At 68.3% G+C, this 24,267-nt stretch carries 20 protein-coding genes; 13 read left to right on the top strand and 7 right to left on the bottom strand.

Translation table 11 applies throughout. The annotated features are described in order from the left end of the window. Position 1: 1 nt before the first annotated feature. The 3 genes from sucB to AC3ANJ_RS09955 all read right to left on the bottom strand — a co-directional run bounded on the left by sucB (position 2) and on the right by AC3ANJ_RS09955 (position 4,642). Positions 2-1,720: a 2-oxoglutarate dehydrogenase, E2 component, dihydrolipoamide succinyltransferase gene (sucB, locus tag AC3ANJ_RS09965; protein WP_488316180.1), complete on the bottom strand. Its 1,719-nt coding sequence runs from the start codon at positions 1,718-1,720 to the stop codon at positions 2-4. A 64-nt stretch (positions 1,721-1,784) separates the two neighbouring features. After that, positions 1,785-3,158 (bottom strand): dihydrolipoyl dehydrogenase, encoded by a 1,374-nt coding sequence (gene lpdA / locus AC3ANJ_RS09960; RefSeq protein WP_488316179.1) that lies wholly within the window; start codon positions 3,156-3,158, stop codon positions 1,785-1,787. Continuing rightward, on the bottom strand, positions 3,155-4,642 hold the full coding sequence (locus AC3ANJ_RS09955) for a leucyl aminopeptidase (protein ID WP_488316178.1): 1,488 nt from the start codon (positions 4,640-4,642) through the stop codon (positions 3,155-3,157). Before AC3ANJ_RS09955 ends, lpdA begins: the two co-directional genes overlap by 4 nt. A gap of 107 nt (positions 4,643-4,749) precedes the next feature. On the opposite strand from AC3ANJ_RS09955, the gene AC3ANJ_RS09950 reads away from it, so the two are divergent. From AC3ANJ_RS09950 to AC3ANJ_RS09925, 6 genes are all read left to right on the top strand, one after another. Continuing rightward, a complete protein-coding gene (locus AC3ANJ_RS09950) occupies positions 4,750-5,694 on the top strand; it encodes a proteasome assembly chaperone family protein (protein ID WP_488316177.1) in 945 nt (314 codons plus the stop codon). A gap of 142 nt (positions 5,695-5,836) precedes the next feature. Continuing rightward, a complete protein-coding gene (locus AC3ANJ_RS09945) occupies positions 5,837-7,093 on the top strand; it encodes an RNA polymerase sigma factor (protein WP_488316176.1) in 1,257 nt (418 codons plus the stop codon). Continuing rightward, on the top strand, positions 7,090-8,409 hold the full coding sequence (locus AC3ANJ_RS09940) for a MurT ligase domain-containing protein (protein ID WP_488316175.1): 1,320 nt from the start codon (positions 7,090-7,092) through the stop codon (positions 8,407-8,409). The genes AC3ANJ_RS09945 and AC3ANJ_RS09940 overlap by 4 nt, the downstream gene beginning before the upstream one ends. After that, positions 8,406-9,158: a type 1 glutamine amidotransferase gene (locus AC3ANJ_RS09935; protein ID WP_488316174.1), complete on the top strand. Its 753-nt coding sequence runs from the start codon at positions 8,406-8,408 to the stop codon at positions 9,156-9,158. Before AC3ANJ_RS09940 ends, AC3ANJ_RS09935 begins: the two co-directional genes overlap by 4 nt. Positions 9,159-9,171: 13 nt before the next feature. Continuing rightward, positions 9,172-9,876: an alanine racemase gene (locus AC3ANJ_RS09930; protein WP_488316173.1), complete on the top strand. Its 705-nt coding sequence runs from the start codon at positions 9,172-9,174 to the stop codon at positions 9,874-9,876. Then, positions 9,873-10,910 carry an alanine racemase gene (locus AC3ANJ_RS09925; protein ID WP_488316172.1) on the top strand — a complete coding sequence of 346 codons (1,038 nt, stop codon included), beginning with the start codon at positions 9,873-9,875 and terminating at the stop codon, positions 10,908-10,910. Before AC3ANJ_RS09930 ends, AC3ANJ_RS09925 begins: the two co-directional genes overlap by 4 nt. Positions 10,911-10,934: 24 nt before the next feature. Here AC3ANJ_RS09925 and AC3ANJ_RS09920 read toward each other — a convergent pair whose 3' ends face one another. Further along, positions 10,935-11,150 carry a DUF7455 domain-containing protein gene (locus AC3ANJ_RS09920; RefSeq protein ID WP_264157765.1) on the bottom strand — a complete coding sequence of 72 codons (216 nt, stop codon included), beginning with the start codon at positions 11,148-11,150 and terminating at the stop codon, positions 10,935-10,937. Between the two features lie 181 nt (positions 11,151-11,331). Between AC3ANJ_RS09920 and AC3ANJ_RS09915 the strand changes: the two genes are divergently transcribed. Next, positions 11,332-13,431 (top strand): DNA gyrase/topoisomerase IV subunit B, encoded by a 2,100-nt coding sequence (locus AC3ANJ_RS09915; RefSeq protein ID WP_406250184.1) that lies wholly within the window; start codon positions 11,332-11,334, stop codon positions 13,429-13,431. Between the two features lie 216 nt (positions 13,432-13,647). On the opposite strand, the gene AC3ANJ_RS09910 is transcribed toward AC3ANJ_RS09915, so the two are convergent. Beyond that, positions 13,648-16,092 (bottom strand): DNA gyrase/topoisomerase IV subunit A, encoded by a 2,445-nt coding sequence (locus tag AC3ANJ_RS09910; protein ID WP_488316171.1) that lies wholly within the window; start codon positions 16,090-16,092, stop codon positions 13,648-13,650. 47 nt (positions 16,093-16,139) lie between these two features. Between AC3ANJ_RS09910 and AC3ANJ_RS09905 the strand changes: the two genes are divergently transcribed. Next, positions 16,140-17,261, top strand: a complete 1,122-nt coding sequence (locus AC3ANJ_RS09905) for an alkaline phosphatase family protein (protein ID WP_488316170.1) — start codon at positions 16,140-16,142, stop codon at positions 17,259-17,261. A 27-nt stretch (positions 17,262-17,288) separates the two neighbouring features. Here the strand turns inward: AC3ANJ_RS09905 and sepH are convergent, their stop codons facing one another. Next, positions 17,289-18,326 (bottom strand): septation protein SepH, encoded by a 1,038-nt coding sequence (sepH, locus tag AC3ANJ_RS09900; RefSeq protein ID WP_488316169.1) that lies wholly within the window; start codon positions 18,324-18,326, stop codon positions 17,289-17,291. Between the two features lie 198 nt (positions 18,327-18,524). Here sepH and AC3ANJ_RS09895 point away from each other — a divergent pair, with 198 nt between their 5' ends. Further along, positions 18,525-18,818 carry a DUF4193 domain-containing protein gene (locus AC3ANJ_RS09895; protein WP_406250191.1) on the top strand — a complete coding sequence of 98 codons (294 nt, stop codon included), beginning with the start codon at positions 18,525-18,527 and terminating at the stop codon, positions 18,816-18,818. Between the two features lie 70 nt (positions 18,819-18,888). Here AC3ANJ_RS09895 and AC3ANJ_RS09890 read toward each other — a convergent pair whose 3' ends face one another. Next, positions 18,889-19,353 (bottom strand): DUF3093 domain-containing protein, encoded by a 465-nt coding sequence (locus tag AC3ANJ_RS09890; protein WP_488316168.1) that lies wholly within the window; start codon positions 19,351-19,353, stop codon positions 18,889-18,891. 12 nt (positions 19,354-19,365) lie between these two features. Between AC3ANJ_RS09890 and dut the strand changes: the two genes are divergently transcribed. From dut to AC3ANJ_RS09870, 4 genes are all read left to right on the top strand, one after another. Further along, positions 19,366-19,842, top strand: coding sequence for a dUTP diphosphatase (gene dut, locus AC3ANJ_RS09885; RefSeq protein ID WP_488316167.1), 477 nt, complete (start codon positions 19,366-19,368; stop codon positions 19,840-19,842). After that, positions 19,839-20,426, top strand: coding sequence for a DUF3710 domain-containing protein (locus tag AC3ANJ_RS09880; RefSeq protein WP_406250194.1), 588 nt, complete (start codon positions 19,839-19,841; stop codon positions 20,424-20,426). Before dut ends, AC3ANJ_RS09880 begins: the two co-directional genes overlap by 4 nt. Then, positions 20,423-21,184: a DUF3159 domain-containing protein gene (locus tag AC3ANJ_RS09875; protein ID WP_488316166.1), complete on the top strand. Its 762-nt coding sequence runs from the start codon at positions 20,423-20,425 to the stop codon at positions 21,182-21,184. Before AC3ANJ_RS09880 ends, AC3ANJ_RS09875 begins: the two co-directional genes overlap by 4 nt. 153 nt (positions 21,185-21,337) lie before the next feature. Continuing rightward, positions 21,338-24,196 carry an aconitate hydratase gene (locus AC3ANJ_RS09870; RefSeq protein ID WP_488316165.1) on the top strand — a complete coding sequence of 953 codons (2,859 nt, stop codon included), beginning with the start codon at positions 21,338-21,340 and terminating at the stop codon, positions 24,194-24,196. Positions 24,197-24,267: the final 71 nt, after the last annotated feature.

The raw sequence follows: 24,267 nt of genomic DNA, 5'->3' as shown, positions 1-24,267 counted from the left end.
CTCAGGCGCCGAGGTTCGCCTCGAACTGCGCGGCCTCGAGTCGTGCCTTCATCGCACCGAGGAAGCGCGCAGCGTCAGCACCGTCGATGATGCGGTGGTCGTACGAGATCGCGAGGAACACATACGAACGGACCGCGATCGCGTCCACGCCGTCGACCGTGACCACACCGGGACGCTTGAACACCGTCCCGGTGCCGAGGATCGCCGACTGCGGGAGGAACACGAGCGGCGTGTCGAACAGTGCGCCTCGCGAACCCGTGTTGGTCACCGTGAAGGTGCCGCCGGCGAGCTCATCGGGCTTCAGCTTGTTGTCGCGCGTACGAGCGGCGAGATCCGCGATCTCGTGCGCGAGCTGTGCGAGGTTCTTCGTCGCCGCGTCCCGGACGACCGGCGTGAGCAGGCCGCGCTCGGTGTCGACGGCGATGGAAATGTTCTCCGACGCCGGGTAGACGATGCTGTCGCCGTCCACGGTCGCGTTGATGATCGGGAACGCCTGCAGCGCCTCGGCAGCGGCGAGGGTGAAGAACGGCAGGAACGACAGCTTGTCGCCCGTCTTCTGCTGGAACGGCACCTTGACCTTGTCGCGGTAGGTCGAAAGCGCGGTCACATCGACCTCGACGAACGTGGTCAGCTGGGCGGTCTGCTGCATCGACGCCACAGCACGCTCGGCGACGACCTTGCGCAGACGCGACATCTTCTGGGTCGTGCCGCGCAGCGGCGAGACCTCGAGGGGTGCCGGTGCCGGCTTCGCCGCTGCAGCGGGAGCCGCCTGCGCGGACTCGGCAGCCTTGAGGACGTCCTCCTTGCGGATGCGTCCGCCGACGCCGCTGCCCTTGATCGTGCTGAGGTCGACGCCCTGCTGGGAAGCGAGGCGACGCACCAGCGGCGTCACGTACAGGTTGTCGGCCTCAGCCGCGGCGGCAGCCGGAGCGGGGGCGGCCGCAGCGGGGGCGGCCGCAGCGGGGGCGGCCGCAGGTGCCGGTGCGGGAGCGGCGGCCGGTGCCGGTGCCGCAGCAGGAGCCGGTGCGGCAGCAGGTGCCGGTGCGGGAGCGGCAGCAGGTGCCGGTGCCGGTGCGGCAGCCTCAGCAGCCGGCGCACCGGAGCCGATGCGCGCGAGCACCGCGCCGACGGCGACGGTCTCGTCTTCGGCGGCCAGGATCTCCTGGAGCACACCCGCGACGGGCGAGGGGATCTCGGTGTCGACCTTGTCGGTCGAGATCTCCAGCAGAGCCTCGTCGACGGCGACCTCTTCGCCGACCTGCTTCAGCCAGCGCGTGACGGTGCCCTCGGTGACGCTCTCGCCGAGTTCGGGGAGGACCACCTCGGTGCTGTCGCCACCCGCAGCCGGAGCGGCCGGAGCCTCTTCGGCAGGCGCCTCGGCGGTCGGTGCCTGGGCCGGCTCCGCCGGTGCTGCCTCAACAGGGGCGGCCTCGGCCTCAGCCGGAGCGGCTGCCGGAGCATCCGACGCCGGTGCGGCACCGGAACCGTCGCCGATGCGCGCCAGCAGCGCGCCGACCTCGACGGTCTCGTCCTCGGCGACAAGGATCTCCTCGATCACGCCGGATACCGGCGAGGGGATCTCGGTGTCGACCTTGTCGGTCGAGATCTCGAGCAGGCCTTCGTCGGCCTGAACGGTGTCTCCTACCTGCTTGAGCCAGCGGGTGACCGTACCCTCGGTGACGCTCTCTCCGAGAGCGGGGAGGACCACGGATGTGCTCATGACTGAGTCTCCTTAAGGAAGTATGTGACGTATCAAGCTTACTGACCTGCGCGCCGGTTGGTGCTCAGAGCGCGTGCAGCGGTTTTCCGGCCAGGGCGAGGAAGGCCTCGCCGAGTGCCTCACTCTGCGTCGGATGAGCGTGGATCAGGGGTGCGATGTCCTCGGGGTGCGCTTCCCACGCGACGGCCAACTGGCCCTCGGTGATGAGTTCGCCGACGCGGTCGCCGAGGAGGTGCACGCCCACGACGGGACCGTCCTTCTGACGTACGACCTTGACGAGTCCGCCGGTTCCGATGATCTCGCTCTTGCCGTTGCCAGCGAGGTTGTACTCATAGCTGATGACGCCGTCGGCACCGTGCTCGGCGACGGCAGCCGCCTCAGTGAGGCCCACAGAGGCGACTTCGGGGTTCGAGTACGTGATCTTGGGGATCTGCGTCTCGGGGACCGGTGCGGGGGAGAGACCGGCGATGCGCTCGGCGACGGCGATGCCCTGCAGGAACCCGCGGTGCGCCAGCTGCAGCCCTGGGACGATGTCTCCCACAGCCCACAGGCCGGGGACTCCTGTGCGCAGCTGATCGTCGACGATGACGAAACCGCGCTCGAGGGTCGCACCGGCTTCGGCGAACCCGAGGCCGTCCGTGACGGGGCCCCGGCCGACCGCGACGAGCAGATAGTCGCCCGTGAACGTGCGGCCGTCCTCGAGCGTGACGGTGACGCTGGAGGCATCCTGCTCCGCGGACTGGAACCGGGTTCCCAGCGAGTACTGGATGCCGCGACGGCGGAACGCCCTCTCGAGACCCTTGCTCAGCGCGACGTCCTCGTTGGGGACGAGGTGCTCGAGACCTTCGATGATCGTGACCTCTGCGCCGAACGAACGCCAGACACTGGCGAACTCGACGCCGATGACGCCGCCGCCGAGGATCAGCACGCGTTCCGGGACGACATCCAGGGCGAGCGCCTGCTCGCTGGTGAGGACACGTCCTTCGATCTCCAGTCCGGGGAGGCTGCGACTGTACGAGCCGGTCGCCAGCACCACGTCGACGCCGGCGTAGACGTCTTCGCCGACCGAGACCGTGCGGTCGGCGTTGAGGCGGCCCTCGCCGGCGACGACGGTGATGCCGCGCGCCTTGATGAGACCCTCGAGGCCCTTGAACTTCTTGGCGACGATACCCTCGCGATAGGTGCGGACGCCGACGGCGTCGATGCCCTGCAGCGTGGCAGTGACCCCGACGGATGCGGCATCGCGCACGTGGTCGGCGACTTCAGCGGCGTGCAGGAGCGCCTTCGTGGGGATGCACCCGCGGTGCAGGCACGTGCCGCCGACCTTGTCCTTCTCGATCAGTGCGACGCTCTTGCCGAGTTCGGCCGCCCGCAGCGCAGCGGCGTAGCCGCCGCTGCCGCCGCCGAGGACGACGACATCGAAGGTGTTCGTGCTCATGCGCCAGCCTCCTGCTTCTCGGAGGCGGCGGTCGCCTCGGCGAAGGCGACGAGCGAACGCACCGTCGCAGCCGTCGCGCCCTTGTCCACGAAACCGTACGGCGCACTGTTGTGCTCGCTGGATCCGGCGATGTCCAGGTGCACCCACGGAATGCGCGGTGCTTCGTCCCCTTCGCCGACGCGGCCGACGAAGCGCTGGAGGAAGAGGCCGGCGAACATCGACCCGCCGGCCCGGTCGCCCATGTTGGCGTTGATCAGGTCCGCGATGGGGGACTGCATCGACTCGGCCATGTACTCCGGAAGCGGCAGCGCCCATGCGGGCTCATCGACGCTGTCGGCGGCTTCCAGGTACGCGGCGACGGCGTCGTCCGAGCCCATCACTCCGGTGTGGCGGTGTCCCAGTGCGACCAGGATCGCGCCGGTCAGCGTCGCGACATCGATGATCACGTCCGGGTTCTCGCGGCTCGCCGCGACGAGTCCGTCCGCGAGCACCAGTCGGCCCTCGGCATCGGTGTTGAGGACTTCGACGGTGGTGCCGTCCAGCATCCGGAGCACGTCGCCGGGGCGGGTCGCGCGGCCGGAGGGCATGTTGTCGGCGATGCACATCCAGGCTGTCACCCTGACGGGAAGCCGCAGTGCCGCGATCGCACGGATCGCGGCGAGGACCGTTGCCGAACCCGCCATGTCGAACTTCATGCCGACCATGCTGGCTGCCGGCTTCAGCGAGAGCCCGCCGGTGTCGAACGTGATGCCCTTGCCCACGAGCGCGATGTGGCGCGCGGCGTCGGAAGGGGAGTACTCCAGGCGCACGAGGCGCGGTGGGCGGTCCGAGCCCTGCCCGACGCCGAGGATGCCGCCGAAGCCCTGCTCCGCCAGCGCCTTCTCGTCGAGCACCTCCACGGAGATGTCGGTGCCGGCGACGCTCTCGACGGCGCTCTGGGCGAGATCGTCCGGACTCTGCCACTGCGCGGGAGTCGCGACCAGGTCCTTCACCAGTGCCATCGCGTCGCCGAGCGTCTGAGCGCGGGCGATGGCGGCATCTGTCACGGCAGCGCTGTGCACGACGATCGCGTCGGCGCGGTTCTTACCGGACTCCGAGCGGTAGCCGTCGAAGCGGTAGCCGCCGAAGACCGCACCCTCTGCGGCGGGTGCGGCGAACTCCGCGACGCCTTCCGCGAGACCGATCGCCACGGTGGCGAAACCTGTCAGCGTGCGGGCGGCGGTGCCCGCGGCATCCCTCACAGACGAAGCCGTCGCGGGGGAGCCGGCGCCGACGACCGCGAGCGGCACGGAGGAGACCTGCGGCAGGTGCACGCGGGCGAAGGCGTTCGCCGAGCCGCTGAAGCCGATTCCGTCGAGCGCTTCTGCCAGGCCGGGATAGGCGGCGAGAGCCTCGGGGGTGGTTTCGGAGATGACGAGCACTGCGGCGTCTGCAGCGCTCCCGGGAAATTCGTCGGTGGTGTGCGAGAGCACGGGAAGCGTCATGATCCCATCCTAGGGATGCGACCCAGGTCGGGCCTTGGGGAAACGGCACCGTGTTCGCTGACAGCGACACCGGCCCGCCGATCCGAGGCGGCTCGTAGCATGGAGACATGCCCTTCTCCGGTGACCTCTTCGAACGTGTGGCGAACGCGCCGACCGTTCCCTCCGGTCTGCCCCTCGTCATGCTGCTGACCGGCTTCACGGATGCCGGCAATGCCGTGTCCGGGCTCATCGACCATCTGCAGGAGACGACCGATCCGCAGCCTCTGGTCGTCTTCGACAACGACGTTCTGCTCGACTACCGCGCTCGTCGGCCGGTGGTCGTGTTCGAACAGGATCACCTCACGCAGTTCCGGCCCTCTCGGCTCGAGCTCTCCCTGGCTCACGACGTGCTCGGTCAGCCGTTCCTGCTGCTCTCGGGGTACGAGCCCGACTTCGCCTGGAACGCGTTCTCGAAGGCGATGCTCGATCTCGCCGCCGAGTTCGAGGTGGCCAGCGTCAGCTGGGTGCACGCTATTGCCATGCCGGTGCCGCATACGCGTCCGATCGGAACGACGGTCAGCGGCAATCGTGCCGAGCTGATCGCCGCGCAGTCCATCTGGCGTCCGCGCACCCAGGTGCCGGCGACCGCCGGTCACCTCCTCGAGTTCCGCTTCGTCGAACGGGGCGATCGTGTGGCCGGTTTCGTCCTGCTCGTGCCGCACTACCTCGCCGAGACCGAGAATCCGGATGCCGTCATCGCCGCGGCCGATCGACTGATGAGCGCGACAGGGCTCGTCCTGTCGATGGATGCCGTGCACGCCGAGCGCGAGGACTTCGTCAAGAAGGTCGACGATCAGGTGCTCGCCAGCGACGAGCTCCGTCAGATGCTGACGACGCTGGAGCACCGGTACGACGCCTACATGGCAGGCTACGACCCGACGGACACCGATCGGGCCGATGCCGGCGGGTTCAGCGAGCGCGATCTCCCCAGTGCCGATGAGCTGGCTGCGGAGCTCGAACGGTACCTCGCATCGCGTCCTCCTGGCGAGGATGATCGACACGGTCTGGGCTGAGGCGCGCCGCACCCTCGCACATGTGCGATACTGGTAGTCCGACCCGTTGTCAAGACACAGCCTGAGGCTGCAGACTTGACAAGGGTCTTACTAGTGTCCGAAAAGTTCCGAGCGGGTCACGCCCGTTCGTGAGAGGCGAAACGTGACTGCTGCCACGACCAAGACATCCCGGACGAAGAAGACCGCTTCCGACGCCGAGACCGTCGAGCCCGAACAGGCGACGACCGCTGCTGCCAAGGCACCGGCGAAGAAGGCGCCTGCGAAGAAGGCGGAGGCCAAGGCCCCCGTCAAGAGGCGCAAGAAGGCTGAGGACGTCGTCGAGGAAGACGAAGCCGAAGTCGACGAGTCCGCCGCTGCGACCGACGGCGACGACGAGGAGGACGGCAAGAAGCCGGCCTTCACGGAGCCGCTGCCCACGGGTGCGATCGTCATCTCGTCCAACGACGACGAGGACGTTCCGGTCTACTCCACCCAGATCACGGGTGCGACTGCCGACCCGGTCAAGGACTACCTGAAGCAGATCGGAAAGGTTGCGCTGCTGAACGCGGCCGAAGAGGTCGAGCTCGCGATGCGCATCGAGGCCGGCCTGTTCGCCGAGGAGAAGCTGTCGGCGATGTCGGCGGCCGAGAAGACCAGCCAGCTGGGCCTCGACCTGCAGTGGGTCGCCCGTGACGGTCAGCGCGCCAAGAGCCACCTGCTGGGGGCCAACCTGCGCCTGGTGGTCTCGCTCGCCAAGCGCTACACGGGACGCGGCATGCAGTTCCTGGATCTCATCCAGGAGGGCAATCTGGGTCTCATCCGCGCTGTCGAGAAGTTCGACTACACCAAGGGCTTCAAGTTCTCGACGTACGCGACGTGGTGGATCCGCCAGGCGATCACCCGCGCGATGGCTGACCAGGCCCGTACCATCCGCATCCCGGTGCACATGGTCGAAGTCATCAACAAGCTCGCGCGCGTCCAGCGCCAGATGCTGCAGGATCTCGGTCGCGAACCCACACCGGAGGAGCTCTCCAAGGAGCTCGACATGACCCCTGAGAAGGTCATCGAGGTGCAGAAGTACGGCCGTGAGCCGATTTCGCTGCACACTCCTCTCGGCGAGGACGGCGACAGTGAGTTCGGTGACCTCATCGAGGACACCGAGGCGGTCGTCCCGGCCGACGCGGTCGGATTCACGATGCTGCAGCGTCAGCTCGAGCAACTGCTCGACTCGCTCTCCGAGCGCGAAGCAGGAGTGATCCGCATGCGCTTCGGTCTCGGAGACGGTCAGCCCAAGACGCTGGATCAGATCGGCGACACGTTCGGCGTCACTCGCGAGCGGATCCGTCAGATCGAGTCCAAGACGATGGCGAAGCTGCGTCACCCCAGCCGCTCGCAGTCGCTGCGGGACTACCTCGAATGAAGCCGGCCGCTCCCACGGCGCGCTCTGCAGGCATCCGGTACGTCTTCCCCGTGCTGGCGGGCAAGCTCGCCCGCTTCGCCACGCGCCTGCGCGGCGGCGGGTCGGCGTTTCCCGGGTACCTCACGAACAGGCTCGCGCCGACGCTGCTGCCCACGCTGGCCGGTCAGTTCCCGGACGGCGTGATCTTCGTCCTCGGCTCGAACGGCAAGACGACGACCACGCACATGGTCAGCGAGGTGCTGCGCGCGCATGGTCTGACGGTGTTCACCAATCCGACCGGAGCGAACCTGCCGCAGGGCGTGACGAGCGCCCTGCTAGCCGATGCGACCCTGACCGGTCGCGTGCGCGCGGACGTGGCAGTTCTCGAGGTGGACGAAGGCTATGCCGCCGACCTCGCCGATCGGCTGTCGCCTGCGGTGATCCTGTCGCTGAACGTCCAGGTCGACCAGTTGTTCCGCTTCTATGAGACCGAGCGCGTGGCCGACATGATGCTCGACGCCTCGACACGCGCATCAGGTCACGTGGTCGTCAATCGCGACGATCCGTACCTCAGCAAGATCGATCCCTCCACGGTGAAGGGCGAGCTGTCGTTCTTCGGCGTCGCGCCGGAGATCGTCGCCGCGGCCGCACACGGCCTCGCCAACGCCGATGACACCCGCAGCGGTGTCGTGGGCAGTCTGGATCACGCGGCGTATGCCGAGGTGCGCTCCGTCGCGGGGCGCGACATCACCGTGAACGTCGAGGGCGACGATGTGGCCCTGACACTGCCGGCACGGGGCCTGCACTACGCCGCCGATGCCGCAGCCGCTCTCACGGTCGCGGCACGCGTGCTCGGCGACCGGTTCTCGGCGACCAAGGCCGCAGATGGTTTCTCGCGCATGGCGCCGGCGTACGGACGCGGCGAGGTCATCCCCCTGCGCCGCGACCCGGCCGGCGAGCAGGTCGAGTTCGTGATGTTCAAGAACGCACCGAGTCTGCAGATGAACCTCGACGCGCTCGACGGTTCACCGGAGCGTGCGCTGATCGCGATCGACGACGGGACGCCCGACATCTCCTGGCTGTACGACGTCGACTTCGCGGCGCTCCCGCGGGTCGATGTGGTCACGGGAGAGAAGGCCCACCAGCTGGCTCTCGCGCTCGCGTACGCGGGTGTGGAGATCGGCACAGTGGAGCCCGACATGGAGAAGGCCGTCGAGCTCATGCGTGCGTTCCCCGCGACCGCCGCGGGCCGGCAGATCTGGTTCGTCAACTACGAGCTCATGATGATCGGCCGTCGCATCCTCGGCCATGGCGACCAGGAGGTGGCGCGCCGATGACCGAGGTCACGATCGCCCAGCTGTATCCGGCCGAGCTCGGAATCACCGGAGACCGCGGCAACGTCCGCGCGATCGAGAGGCGCTTCGCCGCCCGTGGAATCGACACGGTCAGCGTGCTGGTCGGACCAGGCGAGGAGCTGCCGGCCGATCTCGATGTCCTCGTGATCGGCAACGGCCCGCTGTCCGCATTGCGCGGCGTGCACGCCGATCTGTCCGCCCGTGCGGACGGGCTCGAGGCCTTCGTCGCTGACGGCGGCACAATGTTCTCCGTCGGCGGGTCCGCCGAGCTGCTCGGTGAGGGCGTGGAGGCGAACGGTGAGAAGCTGTCCGGCATCGGCATCCTGCCGTACCGCGTCGCACGTGTCCGCGATCGTCGGGTGGGCTACATCATCGTCGAGACACCGGACGGGACGTTCGTCGGTTTCGAGGACCACGCATCGGAGTGGACGCTCACTGATGCGGATGCCGCCTACGGCTCCGTGCTGGAGGGGCACGGCAGCTTCGCGCGCGGCGACCGGCGCGGCGAGATCGTCCGCCGTGGCAACGCGTTCGCGAGCAACGTGCAGGGTCCTGTGCTTCCTCTGAATCCGGCGCTCACGGACGTCCTGGTCGACGCCGTCGCCGAGCGTCGTGGTTTCGAGGCGCCTCCGGCGGTCGCCGGCGAGCTCGAGGAGTACGCCGAGATCGCCCGTACCAAGATCCTGATGCGACCCACTCGCGACAAGGGCTTCAAGACCATCAAGGTGTGACGGAGGAGGTCCGGTGACATCCGCTGCGAGCAGCGCGCTGCCGCGTGCCGTCCTATCGCGTGGTGCGCTCGGAGCCGCCGCCGCTGCTGCAGTCGCGGCCGGTGGATCCTGCGCCGATCTGCGCCGGGACGCCTGGGGCCACGGCGTGTCCGAGATCGCCGCGGCGGTGATCTCCGCCGGTGCACGACAGGTCCTCGTCGACGACGAGGACACCGTTCGGATGCTGCGAGAGGCGGGCATCGAGGCGGTGAGCACCGGTGCACCCGACATCGATTCGTCCCTGCTCTACGGGCTCCCGGACGCGAACGGGACGCTGCGCACCGGTCCCATCATGCGGTTGAGCGGTCGGGTGATGTCGACCAAGCCGCTGCGCACCGGCGAGCCGGTGTCGTACGGGTACACCTTCCGCGCTCCGGCCGATACGACGGTGGCTCTGGTGACGGGCGGATACGCTCAGGGCATCGTCCGCATGCTCGGCAACCGCGCCGAGGTCGAGGTCGCCGGTGTCCGCCGACCGATCGTGGGACGCGTCGCGATGGACGTGTGCGTCGTCGATCTCGGCGGCATCCGTGCACTGCCGGGGGACGACGTCACGTTCTTCGGCGGCCGCGGGGCCGTCGCAGGTGAACTCGCGCGCTGGCGGGCGGCGACGGGGCTCGGGATCCCGGAGCTCGTCACGGTCGCCGGGCTGCGAGCCCTGCGCGAATGGGAGGCATGATGCGGCCTGTCCTGGAGATCTCCCGGACCGCGTTCCTTGCGAACATCGACGCGGTGAAGGCGCGCATCGAGCCGTCCGAACTCATGCTGGTCATGAAGGACGATGCCTACGGGCACGGTCTCGGCTGGTCGGCGCTGGCCGCTGCGGATGCCGGTGTCCAGTGGTTCGGAGCCTACGACGTGCGAACGGGCCTGCAGCTGCGCGAAGCGCTCGGCGCGCACGGTCGCATCTTCGCGTGGGCGACGTCGGAGGATGACGAGATCGCCGAAGCGCTGGCTCGGGATATCGATCTCGGCGTCGGCACGGTCGAGTACCTGGAGCGGGTCCGCGCCGTCGCCGGACAGACGTCCCGGACGGCCCGCGTGCACCTGAAGATCGATACCGGATTGCACCGCAACGGCATCCGACCAGAGGAGTGGGCGGATGCCGTCGCTGTGGCGCGCGCCGGCGAAGACGAGCGATCGCTGCGTCTGGTCGGAGCCTGGAGCCACATCGCCGAGGCGAGTGACGCCGAGGACGACGAGGCGCACACCGTCTTCCGCGAGGCGGTGGCACATGTCTCGTCGACGGGCTCTGCGCCCGAGGTTCTGCACCTCACGGCCTCGGCGGCCTCCTGGTGGCGGCCGGAGCTGCGCGGATCGCTCTCGCGGATCGGGGCTTTCTGCTACGGCATCCGCTCCGCAGATGGGCCCGACCTCGAAGGCATCCGTCCGATCGCAGCCTTGACGGCGTCCGTCGTCGAGGTGTCGGATCGCTCGGTGCGGATCGGGATCGGCTCCCTGGACGGCTATCCGTCGACGCTGGTCGGTGCACAGATCGGCACCGCCGCCGGATCGGTGACGGTGCGCGGGATCGATCTGGACGAGATCGTGGTGGATGCGTGGCCCGGTGCCGCAGTCGGCGACCGGGTTCGGCTCTTCGGGCCGGGGGATCTGGGCGAACCCAGCGCCACCGACCTGGCGGAGCGAATCGATACGGTCGGCGAGGAGATCCTCACCAGGCTGTCGCCCCGCGTCAGCCGAGTCGTACTGTGATTCCGGCTCGGCGACGTGGAGTCGTCAGGCCTCGATCAGGCGAGCGGTCTCGTCGTGCCAGCTGGTCGCGATGGAGCGCAGCTTCTCTTCGTACTTGCGGCCGTGGTGCGCGCAGAACAGCAGCTCTGAGCCGTTGACCTCGGCGGCGATGTACGCCTGAGCTCCACACGAATCGCAGCGGTCCATCGCCGTCAGGCGGTACTCGACCGTGGAGGTCTCACGTTCTGTCGTTGCATTCATCTCGGTGCCTCCTCGGTTGTCGGGTTCGCTGGGGAGCGTGCTCAATACAACCACGCTCTGGCTGTGCGCATGCCCGGATCGCGGCGTGTTTCGCTCAGCGCGTACGCGGCGGTGGCCGACCGGGGTGCCGTGGGGAGTGTCTGCGGCTGTGCGGCGGATCTCGCACCTAGAATTGAAGACTGTGACCTCCGAGTATTCCGCCCATCATCTTCAGGTTCTGGAAGGACTCGAAGCGGTCCGCAAGCGCCCGGGCATGTACATCGGGTCGAACGGCTCGCCGGGCCTCATGCACTGCCTCTGGGAGATCATCGACAACTCGGTCGATGAGGCCGTCGGCGGCAACGGCTCCAGGATCGATGTCATCCTCCACGATGACGGCAGCGTCGAGGTGCGCGACCGCGGTCGCGGCGTGCCCGTCGACGTCGAGCCCCGTACCGGCCTCAGCGGCGTCGAGGTGGTCTACACCAAGCTGCACGCCGGCGGGAAGTTCGGCGGCGGATCCTACGCGGCCTCCGGTGGTCTGCACGGCGTCGGCGCATCCGTCGTGAACGCGCTCTCGGAGCGGCTCGACGTCGAGGTCGATCGCGGCGGCAAGACCTACGCGATGAGCTTCCACCGCGGAGAGCCGGGGTTCTTCAAGGACTCGGGCGCACCCCGTCCGGATGCCGAGTTCATCCCGTTCGAGGACAAGAGCGAACTCCGCGTCGTCGGCAAGGTCGCCAAGGGTGTCACCGGAACGCGAGTGCGCTACTGGGCCGACCGCCAGATCTTCACCAAGGACGCGGCGTTCCAGCTCGCCGAATTGGAGACCCGTGCGCGTCAGACGGCCTTCCTCGTCTCCGGACTGGAGATCGTCGTGCGCGACCAGCGCGCCGCCGGCGGCCAGGACGGCGGCGACGGCGTCAACGAGACGTCCTACCACTATGAAGGCGGGATCTCGGAGTTCGTCGAGTATCTCGCGACTGACGCTCCCGTCACAGACACGTGGCGCATCCAGGGCGAGGGGACGTTCACCGAGACGGTGCCCGTGCTGCAGGCGAACGGGACGATGGCCTCCCAGGAGGTCCAGCGTGACTGCCGCGTCGACATCGCGTTGCGCTGGGGGGCCGGCTATGAGACCAGCATGCGCTCCTTCGTGAACATCATCGCGACGCCGAAGGGCGGTACGCATCAGCAGGGCTTCGAGCAGGAGCTGCTGAAGGTGCTGCGCTCCCAGGTCGAGCAGAACGCGCGCCGGCTCAAGGTCGGCAACGACAAGCTCGAGAAGGACGACGTTCTCGCAGGCCTCACCGCCGTGCTCACTGTCGAGGTGCCCGAGCCGCAGTTCGAGGGCCAGACGAAGGAGGTGCTCGGCACACCAGCCGTGCGCCAGATCGTCGCGCAGGTCGTGCGCAAGGAGCTCGGTGCGCGCTTCACCTCGACCAAGCGCGACGACAAGAATCAGGCGACCCAACTGCTCGACAAGATCGTCGCGGAGATGAAGGCGCGAGTATCGGCCCGAGCGCACAAGGAGACGCAGCGCCGCAAGAGCGCGCTGGAGTCCTCCACGCTGCCGGCGAAGCTCGTGGACTGCCGGACGAAGGAAGTCGATCGCAGCGAGCTGTTCATCGTCGAGGGCGACTCGGCGCTCGGAACGGCCAAGAACGCGCGCAACAGCGAGTTCCAGGCACTGCTGCCGATCCGCGGCAAGATCCTCAACGTGCAGAAGGCATCCATCGGGGACATGCTGTCCAACACCGAGTGCGCCTCGATCATCCAGGTGATCGGGGCCGGCTCAGGTCGCAGCTTCGACATCGAGGCGGCGCGGTACGGCAAGGTGATCCTGATGAGCGACGCGGACGTCGACGGCGCGCACATCCGCACGCTGCTGCTGACGCTGTTCTTCCGGTACATGCGGCCGCTGATCGAAGCAGGGCGCGTGTTCGCCGCCGTGCCCCCGCTGCACCGCGTGATCGTGATGAATCCAGGGTCGAAGCCGAACGAGACGCTGTACACGTACAGCGAACAGGAACTTCACACCCTCCTCGCGAAGCTGCGCAAGCAGAACAAGCGCTGGCATGAACCGATCCAGCGCTACAAGGGGCTGGGCGAGATGGATGCCGAGCAGCTCGCGTCCACGACCATGGATCGCTCAGGACGACTTCTCCGTCGCGTCCGCATGGAGGATGCCGAGGCCGCCGGTCGCGTGTTCGAACTGCTCATGGGCAACGAGGTCGCCCCGCGTCGCGAGTTCATCATCGAGTCCTCGGACCGGCTGTCCCGCGAGGCGATCGACGCCTGATCGCACCGTTTCCGATTCTTCGGGCAGGGATGTCCTGGTTGCCGCGGGTGAACGCCTAACGGACCCGCAGCAACCCGGACGCGGTGTCGCGGGATGTCCGGCGTCCCGTGAGTGGATGCGCCCGGGACCCGCGCGAACCAGGACAAGCCGACCCGGACACGCCGTCGCACCCGACGTCGGACAGACCGCGCCGAAGCCGGAGCGCCAGCGACGTGGTCAGACGACCGGGCGGCCGATCGATCCGATGACGCCGTCGACGGGCTGGCCCGATCCGTCGCGCTTGGCGCCCGGGACCGGAAGCGCCCGAACGGCGCCGTCGACGCCGACCGCGTAAGCCGGCTCATCGCCCACCCAGGCCACCGTCAGGCGGTCCTCGCCCTTCAGGAAGGCGTGGGCGCGCACGCCCCCGGTGGCGCGTCCCTTGGCCGGGTACTCGGAGAAGAACGAGACCTTGGCGCGACCGGGGTCGGTGCCGGGGATCATGCCCTCGGCTCCCGAGACCGTGGCGACGACGGCTTCCTCGTCCGTGGTGACCACGCCGAAGTGCAGCACCGTGGCGCCGGCTCCGAGTTTGATGCCCGCCATGCCTCCTGCCGGCGCGCCCTGCGGACGGACAGCGGAAGCCGAGAAGTGCAGCAGCTGTGCGTCGGTAGTGACGAAGACGAGTTCCGCGTCGTCGGCTGCGGACGCTGCACCGACGACCGTGTCGCCGGACTTGAGGCTGATGACCTCGAGCTCGGGACGCACCGGAAGCGTCGACGGCACGATCCGCTTGACGGTGCCCTGTGCCGTGCCGATCGCGAACGGCGTCTCGGTGCCCAGCGGCACGAGGGCGATCACGCGCTCGGTGCGCGAGGTGATGCCGAGGTAGTCGCGCAGCGGCGTTCCCGCTCCGAGCTGGACGGAGCTGGCGGGCACCGACGGCAGGTCGACGGGGGAGAATCGCAGCAGTCGCCCGGTCGACGTCAGCGCGCCGGCTTCACCGCGGACCGTGGTCTCGACCGTGGATCCGATGGCATCGTGCTTGCTGCGCCGTGCCGGCCGGCTGATCTCCTGCCCGTCGACGACGTCGACGCGCACGGCGCGCCCGGTCGTCGACAGAGCGACCAGTGTCGGAGCATCCGCGATCTGCAGGTCGGTCTCGCCTGCCTTGGCGCGCCGGGGTGCGGCGGGCTTCGCGTTCATCAGCAGGGTGCGTCGTGGGGTGCCGTAGGCGTCCGCCGCGGCATCCAGCTCCCTGGCGACCTGTGCGCGCAGGAGCACGTCGCTGCCGAGGAGCTCCTGCAGCGCCGCGATCTCGGCCTTGAGGGCATCCCGCTCCGTCTCGAGTTCGATGCGGGAGAACTTCGTCAGGCGGCGCAACCGCAGTTCCAGGATGTATTCGGCCTGCGGCTCGGACAGGTCGAACACGGTGCGGAGGCGACTGCGCGCCTGTTCGCTGTCGTCCGAGGAGCGGATGACCTGGATGACCTCGTCGATGTCGAGGATCGCGACGAGCAGCCCCTCCACGAGGTGCAGGCGCTCCTCGCGGCGAGCGAGGCGGTAGCGGCTGCGTCGGGTGATGACCTCGATGCGGTGGCCGACGTAGACGCTCAGCAGCTCCTTGAGGCCAAGCGTGCGCGGCTGGCCCTCCACGAGTGCGACGTTGTTGATGCTGAAGGAGTCCTCCAGCGGGGTGAGCCGGTACAGCTGCTCGAGTATCGCGTTCGGGTCGAAGCCGGTCTTGACCGTGATCGCGACCCGAAGCCCGTGATGGCGGTCCGTGAGGTCGGTGACGTCGCTGATGCCCTGCAGCTTCTTCGACTGCACGGCATCCCTGATCTTCTCGATCAGACGCTCCGGGCCCACCATGTAGGGCAGCTCGGTGACCACGATGCCGGTGCGCCGGGGACCGAGGGACTCGATCGAGACCTTGCCGCGGACCTTCAGGGCTCCTCGACCGTTCGTGTAGGCATCCTTGATGCCGTCCAGCCCCATGAGGATGCCGCCGGAGGGGAAGTCGGGCCCAGGGACGAACTCCATGAGCTCTTCGGTCGTGGCCTCCGGGTTCTCCAGGAGGTACGTGGCGGCCGCGACGACCTCGATGAGGTTGTGCGGAGCCATGTTCGTCGCCATGCCGACCGCGATCCCGCTCGCCCCGTTGACCAGGAGGTTCGGGAAAGCCGCAGGCAGGACGGCCGGCTGCTGGAACTGGCCGTCGTAGTTCGGGATGAAATCGACGACGTCCTCGCCGAGATCATCGGTGAGCGCGAGCGCGGCGCCGGCGAGCCGGGCCTCGGTGTAGCGCGCCGCGGCAGGACCGTCGTCGAGCGAGCCGAAGTTCCCGTGACCGTCGACCAGGGGGAGCCGCAGCGCCCACTCCTGCGCGAGGCGGACCAGGGCGTCGTAGATGGCCGAATCGCCGTGCGGGTGCAGCTTTCCCATCACCTCGCCGACCACGCGCGCGCTCTTCACATGCCCTCGGTCGGGGCGGAGGCCCATCTCGGCCATCTGGTACAGGATGCGGCGCTGCACCGGCTTCAGGCCATCGCGCGCGTCCGGAAGCGCGCGGGAGTAGATCACGGAGTAGGCGTACTCCAGGAACGACCCCTGCATCTCGCTCTCGAGGTCGATGTCCTGGATGCGTTCCTCGACGGGTTCAGCGGACGAGGTTTTGGGCATGGCGGACCTTCGGGCGTTGCACGGGGCTGTGAAAGACTGGCTCGGATATGCCTCTCATGCTACCGTCCGAGTCCGCCGCAGCCCGGAGCGTCGTCGGGGTGGCGGACGACCTGTTCGCCGCCGTCCGCGGCGAGGGCGAGACGCGCATCCGCTCCGGAGTGCTCATCGTCGTCGACGGGCTCGGTGCGATCAACCTGCGCGCGCATGCCGGGCATGCCCGCTTCATGACCGGGCACATGGCGAAACGTGATGTCGCGATGTCGGTCTTCCCATCCACGACGGCCGCCGCGCTCACGAGCATCCTGACCGGCACCTGGCCGGGGGAGCACGGTCTCGTGGGATACCGGGTGCTCGACCGCGCGCGTGACCGCCTCGTGAATCAGCTCTCGGAGTGGGAGGCCGCCGGTGTCGACCCGCTCGTCTGGCAGGCCAGCCCGACCATCTTCGAGCGGGCAGCGGATGCCGGCCATCCGAGCTTCGCGCTCGGTGTCGCGGCATATGCGCACAGCGGCTTCACGCACGCCACGCTGCGCGGGGCCGAATTCGTCCCCGTCGCCTCAGCGGCGCAGCGCATCGAGACCGCCTACGACCTCGCAGCCCGGCACGAGGGGGCGATCGTCTACTGCTATCTCGCGGACGTAGACAAGGCTGGGCACAAGCACGGGGTCGATTCCCCGGAGTGGATCGCGGCGCTCGAAGATGTGGATGCCGCGCTGTCGCGTGCCGTCCCCGACGGCGTCGGCGTCGTCGTGACGGCGGACCACGGGATGCTGGATGTTCCCCCTCACCGGCAGAGCGTCTTCGACGAGACCAACCAGGGCATGGCGGAGGTGCGGCATTTCGGCGGTGAACCGCGGATGGTGCACCTGTACCTGAACGACGATGCGGATCACGATCGTGCGGCCGCGCTGTGGCGGGCGGACACCGACGGCATCGCCGATGTCGCCACTCGCGCGGATGCGATCGCCGCCGGGATGTTCGGCCCGCGCGTGACGGATGCCGCAGCATCCCGCATCGGGGATCTGGTCATCGCCGCGCACGGCAATCGGGCGCTCTACGATGGCACCGCCGCAGATCAGCGCGGTCGCGGCATGATCGGCCAGCACGGCTCGCTGACGCCCGAGGAGCGCCAGGTCCCGTTGATCCGTCTGGGCGCACTCGAGCGCTGAGCACACGGTGTGCCCGGCGCGACCTGCTTATTCGTCGGTGCGGGCGCCGAAGACGATCTCGTCCCAGGACGGCATCGCGTTGCGTCGCCGCTTGCGGGACGAGGACTCGCCGCCGCTGGGCTCCTGATCCGGTTCCACGTCGCTGCGGTGCGCGTCGCCGGGTTCTGGCGCGTCGAACAGCGCGATCGGACTCGGTGGCGCGACATCCTCGCGCTCGTCGACGACCAGCGGTGCACTCTCGCGCTGCCCGCGTCGCCGGCGAAGCGCCTCGAGAAGATCCGCGGTCTCCGGGCTCGTGCTGGATTCCTCGGGTGCACGCTTGATCGCCGCATGCTGTGCGGCGGACGGTGCGCGATCGGCCGCAGTGGGCTCAGTGGGCTCCTGATCGGACCCTGCGACGAGCCGAGGCCCGAAGGCGCCGGAGTCGAATCGGGTCTCGTCCTTGTACGGAGAGGGCTGCCGCTCGCTCTCGACGGCACGCAACCGGGGGATCAACCCGTCCGGAAGCGATCCCTGACGCGACAGCTGCGTGGCATCGGCGTTGAGCGGCGCCAGCGTGCTGCGGCGCGGGTCGAAGCTCCAGCGCGCGTCATGATCGACATCGTTGGCGGTGAACTCGAGCTTGATGATCCAGCCGGATTCCTCTTTCCAGCTCACCCAGCGCTCGGATTCCGCGCTGACGTCGGCGAGCTTGGAGCGGATGGCCGTGCCGAACGTGGGCTGGGCATCCGGCTCGACCTCGCTGCCGATCAGCACGGGCACGGCCAGTGCCTGGCCGACGACGTGCTCGCGCTCGGCGAGCACCGGACCTTCGAAGCGTTCGACATCCGAGCGCGAGATTCCGAGAAGCTCGGCCACCTCGGCTGCCGACATCCCCGAACGGATGTGGGCCTGGATCTCGCGCGGACTCGCGGCGAGTCGGGGGGCCGCCGGCGTCGATTGTGCGCGGGCGCGTCGGATCTCGGCGCGGAGAAGGTCGTCGATGGGCAGCGCGAAGCGCTGACCGTTCTCGGTGGCGAGCACGAGGACACCGGCCTCGGTGCCCACGATCGTGACGTTTTCCATGCGAATGCCCCTCTGATGGGTGTCAGATCATGGTGTCACGCAGGTGCTCCCGATGCCGGGAATACCCTGGGCGTGCCGTGAGTTTGATCGGGTGCCACGAACCGCATTTGCGTAATCCGCTCCGGTCGTGCAAACTATGCCCGCCGATTACCCGACGGCGCCCCGCCCACTAGCACCATGAAAGTGGAGATCTACCGCATGGCAACCGACTACGACGCCCCTCGAAAGAGCGAAGACGACTCCGAGTCGATCGAAGCCCTCAAGGAGCGTGTGCCGGACAAGCTCTCCGGCTCAACCGGTGACGAGGACTCCGACAATCCGTCGAGCTTCGACCTACCTGGGGCCGACCTGTCCGATCTCGAGCTCGATGTCGTCGTGCTGCCCGCGCAGCAGGACGAGTTCACCTGCATGAACTGCTTCCTGGTGAAGCACCGATCGCAGCTCGATCATGAGGGTCCTCACGGACCCATCTGCAAGGAATGCGCGGCCTGACCGCAGCACCCCGTACGCGCCCCCGACCGAACAGGTCCGGGGCGCGTCGTCGTTCGAACGGCAGCGTCGTTCAGTCTCCGGCGTGACGAATCGCCGCCGCGAGGCGGTCGGGCGTGCGCGTCGAGATGGTCCAGGAGGTGACCGGATCATCCGGATCGGTGTTCGGCACGATCACGATGCCGTCCACGCCTCCGCGGATGAGATGCCAGCCTGAGGCGGAGAGTCCTGGGCCTCTCGCCTGCTTCGCGTCCTCGCCGGTGAGCGCCACCGGCTCGCCGAGCCAGCGCGCGTCGATGTGCGCGCGGCCCGCGCGCAGGGTCGCATCCTCGACCGACACGACGGGCGATGCGGCGACGAGCAGCCCGATCACAGCCAGCGCGACCGCGATGCCGATGACGAGACCGAACGCGGAGTTCAGGGGAACCAGTGTGAGCGCGATCATCGGCGCGAGGACGGCCGCGGACACCAGCAGCCAGAGGCTGGGTGCGAGGCGCTCCCGATAGCGCGGGCGGGCGGCGGGGATCGTGTTCTGCATTAGCCTCTTGGGGTGAGCGATTCCATCGACCTTCCCATTATCGCCTCCGTGGTCCCGCATTATGCGCATCCTGGCGACGCCGGTGCGGATCTCGTGGCCGCCGAAACCGTGCATCTCGAGCCGGGGGAGAGGGCGCTGGTCTCGACCGGTGTGCGCATCGCCTTGCCCGAGGGGTACGCGGCCTTCGTCGTTCCGCGCAGCGGCCTGGCCGCCAAGCACGGCATCTCGATCGTGAACGCGCCGGGGACGGTCGATGCCGGATACCGCGGTGAGATCAAGGTGAGCCTGATCAACACCGACATCCGCAGCGCGTACGATGTGGCGATCGGCGATCGCATCGCCCAGCTGATCATCATGCCCGTCACCCGCGCCGTCTTCATCCCCGTCGAGGAGCTCCCCGAGAGCGTTCGCGGGGATGGCGGCTTCGGCTCGACGGGATATCAGGCAGCCGGAGCGGCCGCCGCCACCGCCCCAGGGGAGAAGTCATGACAGAGCAGAACGAGCAGCCCAGCAAGTCGGCGCCGGCGGATCGTGCCGTCGACGGTCCGTTCGACGAGACAGAGGTCAATCCGGTCCGTCCGTACATCGACCTTGGCGGCATCAAGATCCTTCCGCGCGACGGGCTGAACCTCCGCCTCGAGGTCGAGGAGCAGACCAAGCGCATCGTGGCCGTCGGTCTCGACTACGCGGACTCGTCGCTGCAGGTGCAGCCCTTCGCGGCGCCGCGCTCCGGCGGACTCTGGGACGAGACGCGCGTGCAGCTCAAGGACCAGGTCCGCTCCCAGGGCGGACGCGTCGAGGAGCGCGACGGCCCACTCGGCAAAGAACTGCTCGCTGAGGTCCCCGCGACCGCTGCGGAGGGCTCAGGGCTCCGCCTGGCCCGTTTCGTCGGCGTCGACGGACCGCGCTGGTTCCTGCGCGGCGTGATCGGGGGAGCGGCGGCTTCGGATCTGGATGCCGCGGCCAAGGTCGAGGATCTCTTCCGCTCCCTCGTGGTCGTGCGCGGCGGCGCTCCGATGCCGCCCCGTGACCTCATTCCGCTCAAGATGCCGGCTTCTCCCGGCGGCGCGTGAGCGAGCGGGGTCCGCACGACGGCGGCGAGGAACCCGTCGAGAACTCCGACGCCGAACCGCGGGTCTCCGATCTGCTCGGCGCTGCGCTCGGCGGTGCCGCGCGCAAGGCCGGCATCGACCCGGAGGACACCGCGAGCACGCATCGTGTCGTCTGGTCGGCGATCGGCGGCTGGCGCGGCATCCTGGAGTCGGTCCTGCCGAGCCTGGCCTTCGTCATCCTGTTCACGATCAGCCCCGAGCCGCTGATCCTGTCGCTCGGTGTCTCCGTCGGTCTCGCAGCGGTGTTCACCGCCGTCCGGCTGATCCAGAAGTCGCCACCGTCGGCAGCGCTCGGCGGCCTCGTTGCCGCCGGGGCCGCAGCCGGTCTGGCGCTGTTCACGGGACGAGGCGAGGACAACTTCGTTCCCGGATTCCTCACGAACACGCTCTACGGCACGGCGCTCCTGGTCTCCGCGCTCGTCGGCTGGTCGCTGATCGGATTGGCGGCCGGATTCCTGATGGGCGAGGGGACCGCGTGGCGTCAGGACCGCCGCAAGAAGCGGGCGTTCTTCTGGCTCGCCATCGCATGGGCAGGGCTTTTCTTCGCACGTCTGGCCGTGCAGCTTCCACTCTATTTCGCCGGCGATGTGACGGCGCTCGGGACGCTGAAGCTCATCATGGGGCTCCCGCTGTTCGCGCCGATGATCGCGGTGACCTGGCTCGTCGTCCGGGCGCTGTATCCGCGCGAGCCCTCGAAGGGCGATGCCGCGGACTCGTGATAGATTTATCTTGACATCAAGATAAATTGCAGGCTTTCGCGGACGACGCAAGCGGAGCAGACTGGTTAGGTCCGCCTTGCTAGCCGTCGGGGCTCGCTGGCGAGCAAGATGGAGGCGCATGTTGCCTCCATCCGAGTAGAAGGAGACGGATTCGTGTCCACGGTGAACAGCTTCGGTGCCCAGAGCACCCTGACGGTCGGCAGCACCGACTACGAGATCTTCCGCATCGACACCGTTCCCGGTTACGAGAAGCTCCCGTTCAGCCTCAAGGTCCTCCTGGAGAACCTGCTCCGCACCGAGGATGGCGCGAACGTCACCAAGGCGCAGATCGAGGCGCTCGGGTCGTGGGATGCCGCGGCGGAGCCGACCACGGAGATCCAGTTCACTCCGGCGCGCGTGGTGATGCAGGACTTCACCGGCGTGCCGTGCATCGTCGACCTCGCCACCATGCGCGAGGCCGTGACGGCGCTCGGCGGCGACGCCAACAAGATCAACCCGCTCTCGCCCGCTGAGATGGTCATCGACCACTCGGTCATCGCGGACCTGTTCGGCAGTGAGAACGCCCTCGAGCGCAACGTCGAGATCGAGTACGAGCGCAATGGCGAGCGCTACCAGTTCCTGCGCTGGGGTCAGACGGCCTTCCAGGACTTCAAGGTCGTACCGCCCGGTACCGGAATCGTCCACCAGGTCAACATCGAGCACCTGGCCAAGGTCATCTACGACCGGCAGGTCGACGGCGTCCTGCGCGCCTACCCCGACACGTGCGTCGGCACCGACTCGCACACGACCATGGTCAACGGACTCGGAGTGCTGGGCTGGGGCGTCGGCGGCATCGAGGCAGAGGCCGCGATGCTCGGTCAGCCCGTCTCCATGCTGATCCCTCGCGTCGTCGGCTTCAAGCTCACGGGCGAGATCCCGGCCGGGGTCACGGCGACCGATGTCGTGCTCACGATCACCGACATGCTGCGCAAGCACGGCGTGGTCGGCAAGTTCGTCGAGTTCTACGGCGCAGGCGTCGCATCCGTTCCGCTCGCCAACCGCGCGACCATCGGGAACATGTCGCCCGAGTTCGGTTCCACCGCAGCGATCTTCCCGATCGACGACGTGACGACCGAGTACCTGCGCCTGACCGGCCGCGACGAGCAGACCGTCGCTCTCGTCGAGGCATACGCCAAGGAGCAGCACCTCTGGCACGACGCGGACAGCGAGCCGGTGTTCAGCGAGTACATGGAACTCGACCTCGGCACGGTCGTCCCCTCCATCGCGGGCCCGAAGCGCCCGCAGGACCGCATCCTGCTGTCCGACGCCAAGTCGCAGTTCGAGAAGGACATCCTCAACTACGCCTCCATTCCGGAGGACACCGTCGAGTCCGAGGGGACTTTCCCCGCGTCCGACCCCGGTTCCACGCCCGGCGTCGAGCACGATCACATCCCGACGAACGGCGTCTCGCACCAGCACGAGCACCTCGAGGCGAATCTGATGACCAGCGGTGCACCGCACGTCGCCTCCAAGCCCGTGCCGGTGACCACGCCCTCCGGTGACAAGTACCTCCTCGACAACGGGGCCGTCACGCTCGCCGCGATCACCTCCTGCACCAACACCTCGAACCCGTCGGTGATGATCGCCGCAGGTCTCGTGGCACGCAAGGCGCTCGAGAAGGGCCTCAAGCAGAAGCCGTGGGTCAAGACCACGCTCGGCCCCGGCTCCAAGGTCGTCACCGACTACTACGAGAAGTCGGGCCTCGACAAGGATCTCGAAGGCCTCGGCTTCTACACAGTCGGCTACGGCTGCACGATCTGCATCGGCAACTCCGGTCCGCTGATCGAAGAGGTCTCGGCCGCGATCAACGACAATGACCTCGCCGTCACTGCCGTGCTCTCGGGCAACCGCAACTTCGAGGGCCGCATCAGCCCCGACGTGAAGATGAACTACCTCGCGTCGCCGCCGCTGGTCATCGCGTACGCGCTGGCCGGATCCATGCACTTCGACTTCGAGAACGACGCGCTCGGCAAGGGCGCGGACGGCCAGGACGTCTTCCTGAAGGACATCTGGCCGACGCCGGACGAGGTGCAGGAGATCGTGGACTCCTCGATCTCGCGGGAGCAGTTCATCAAGCAGTACGCGACCGTCTTCGACGGTGACGAGCGCTGGACGAGCCTTCCGACGCCGACCGGTCCCGTGTTCGAGTGGGACGAGAACTCGACGTATGTGCGCAAGGCACCGTACTTCGAAGGCATGACGATGGAGCTGACGCCCGTCTCCGACATCTCGGGTGCACGCGTGCTCGCGACGCTGGGCGACTCGGTCACGACCGACCACATCAGCCCGGCCGGGAACATCAAGGCCGGCACTCCGGCCGCTCAGTACCTCACCGAGCACGGCGTTGCGCAGAAGGACTTCAACTCGTACGGCTCGCGCCGTGGCAACCACGAGGTGATGATCCGCGGCACGTTCGCGAACATCCGCCTGAAGAACCAGTTGGTGCGCGCCGTCAACGACGGTGCAGAGGTGGAGGGCGGGTTCACCCGTGACTTCACTCAGGCGAACGCTCCGCAGTCGTTCATCTACGACGCCAGCCAGAACTATCAGGCCGAAGGCACCCCGCTGGTCATCTTCGGCGGCAAGGAGTACGGCTCCGGCTCGTCACGCGACTGGGCGGCCAAGGGCACCAGCCTGCTGGGCGTCAAGGCCGTCATCACGGAGAGCTTCGAGCGCATCCACCGCTCGAACCTCATCGGCATGGGCGTCGTCCCGCTGCAGTTCCCGGCGGGCGAGAGCTGGGAGTCGCTGGGTCTGGACGGCACGGAGGTCGTCTCGATCTCGGGCCTCGAGGAGCTCAACAACGGCGTCACCCCGAAGACCGTCCACGTCACCGCGGCCCCGAGCGAGCACTCGTCCGAGGGCAAGCAGCCCATCGAGTTCGACGCGGTCGTCCGCATCGACACCCCCGGTGAAGCGGACTACTACCGCAACGGCGGAATCCTGCAGTACGTGCTGCGTTCGCTGGTCTGAACCCACGGCGATTCGGAGGGTCCGGATGCTTCGGCATCCGGACCCTCCGTCGTGCGGGCACGGGGGATTCC

The organism is Microbacterium sp. STRO-1N (assembly GCF_057748015.1).
The sequence above is the reverse complement of the archived record's forward strand: the minus strand, read 5'-3'. Positions and strand labels throughout refer to the sequence as shown.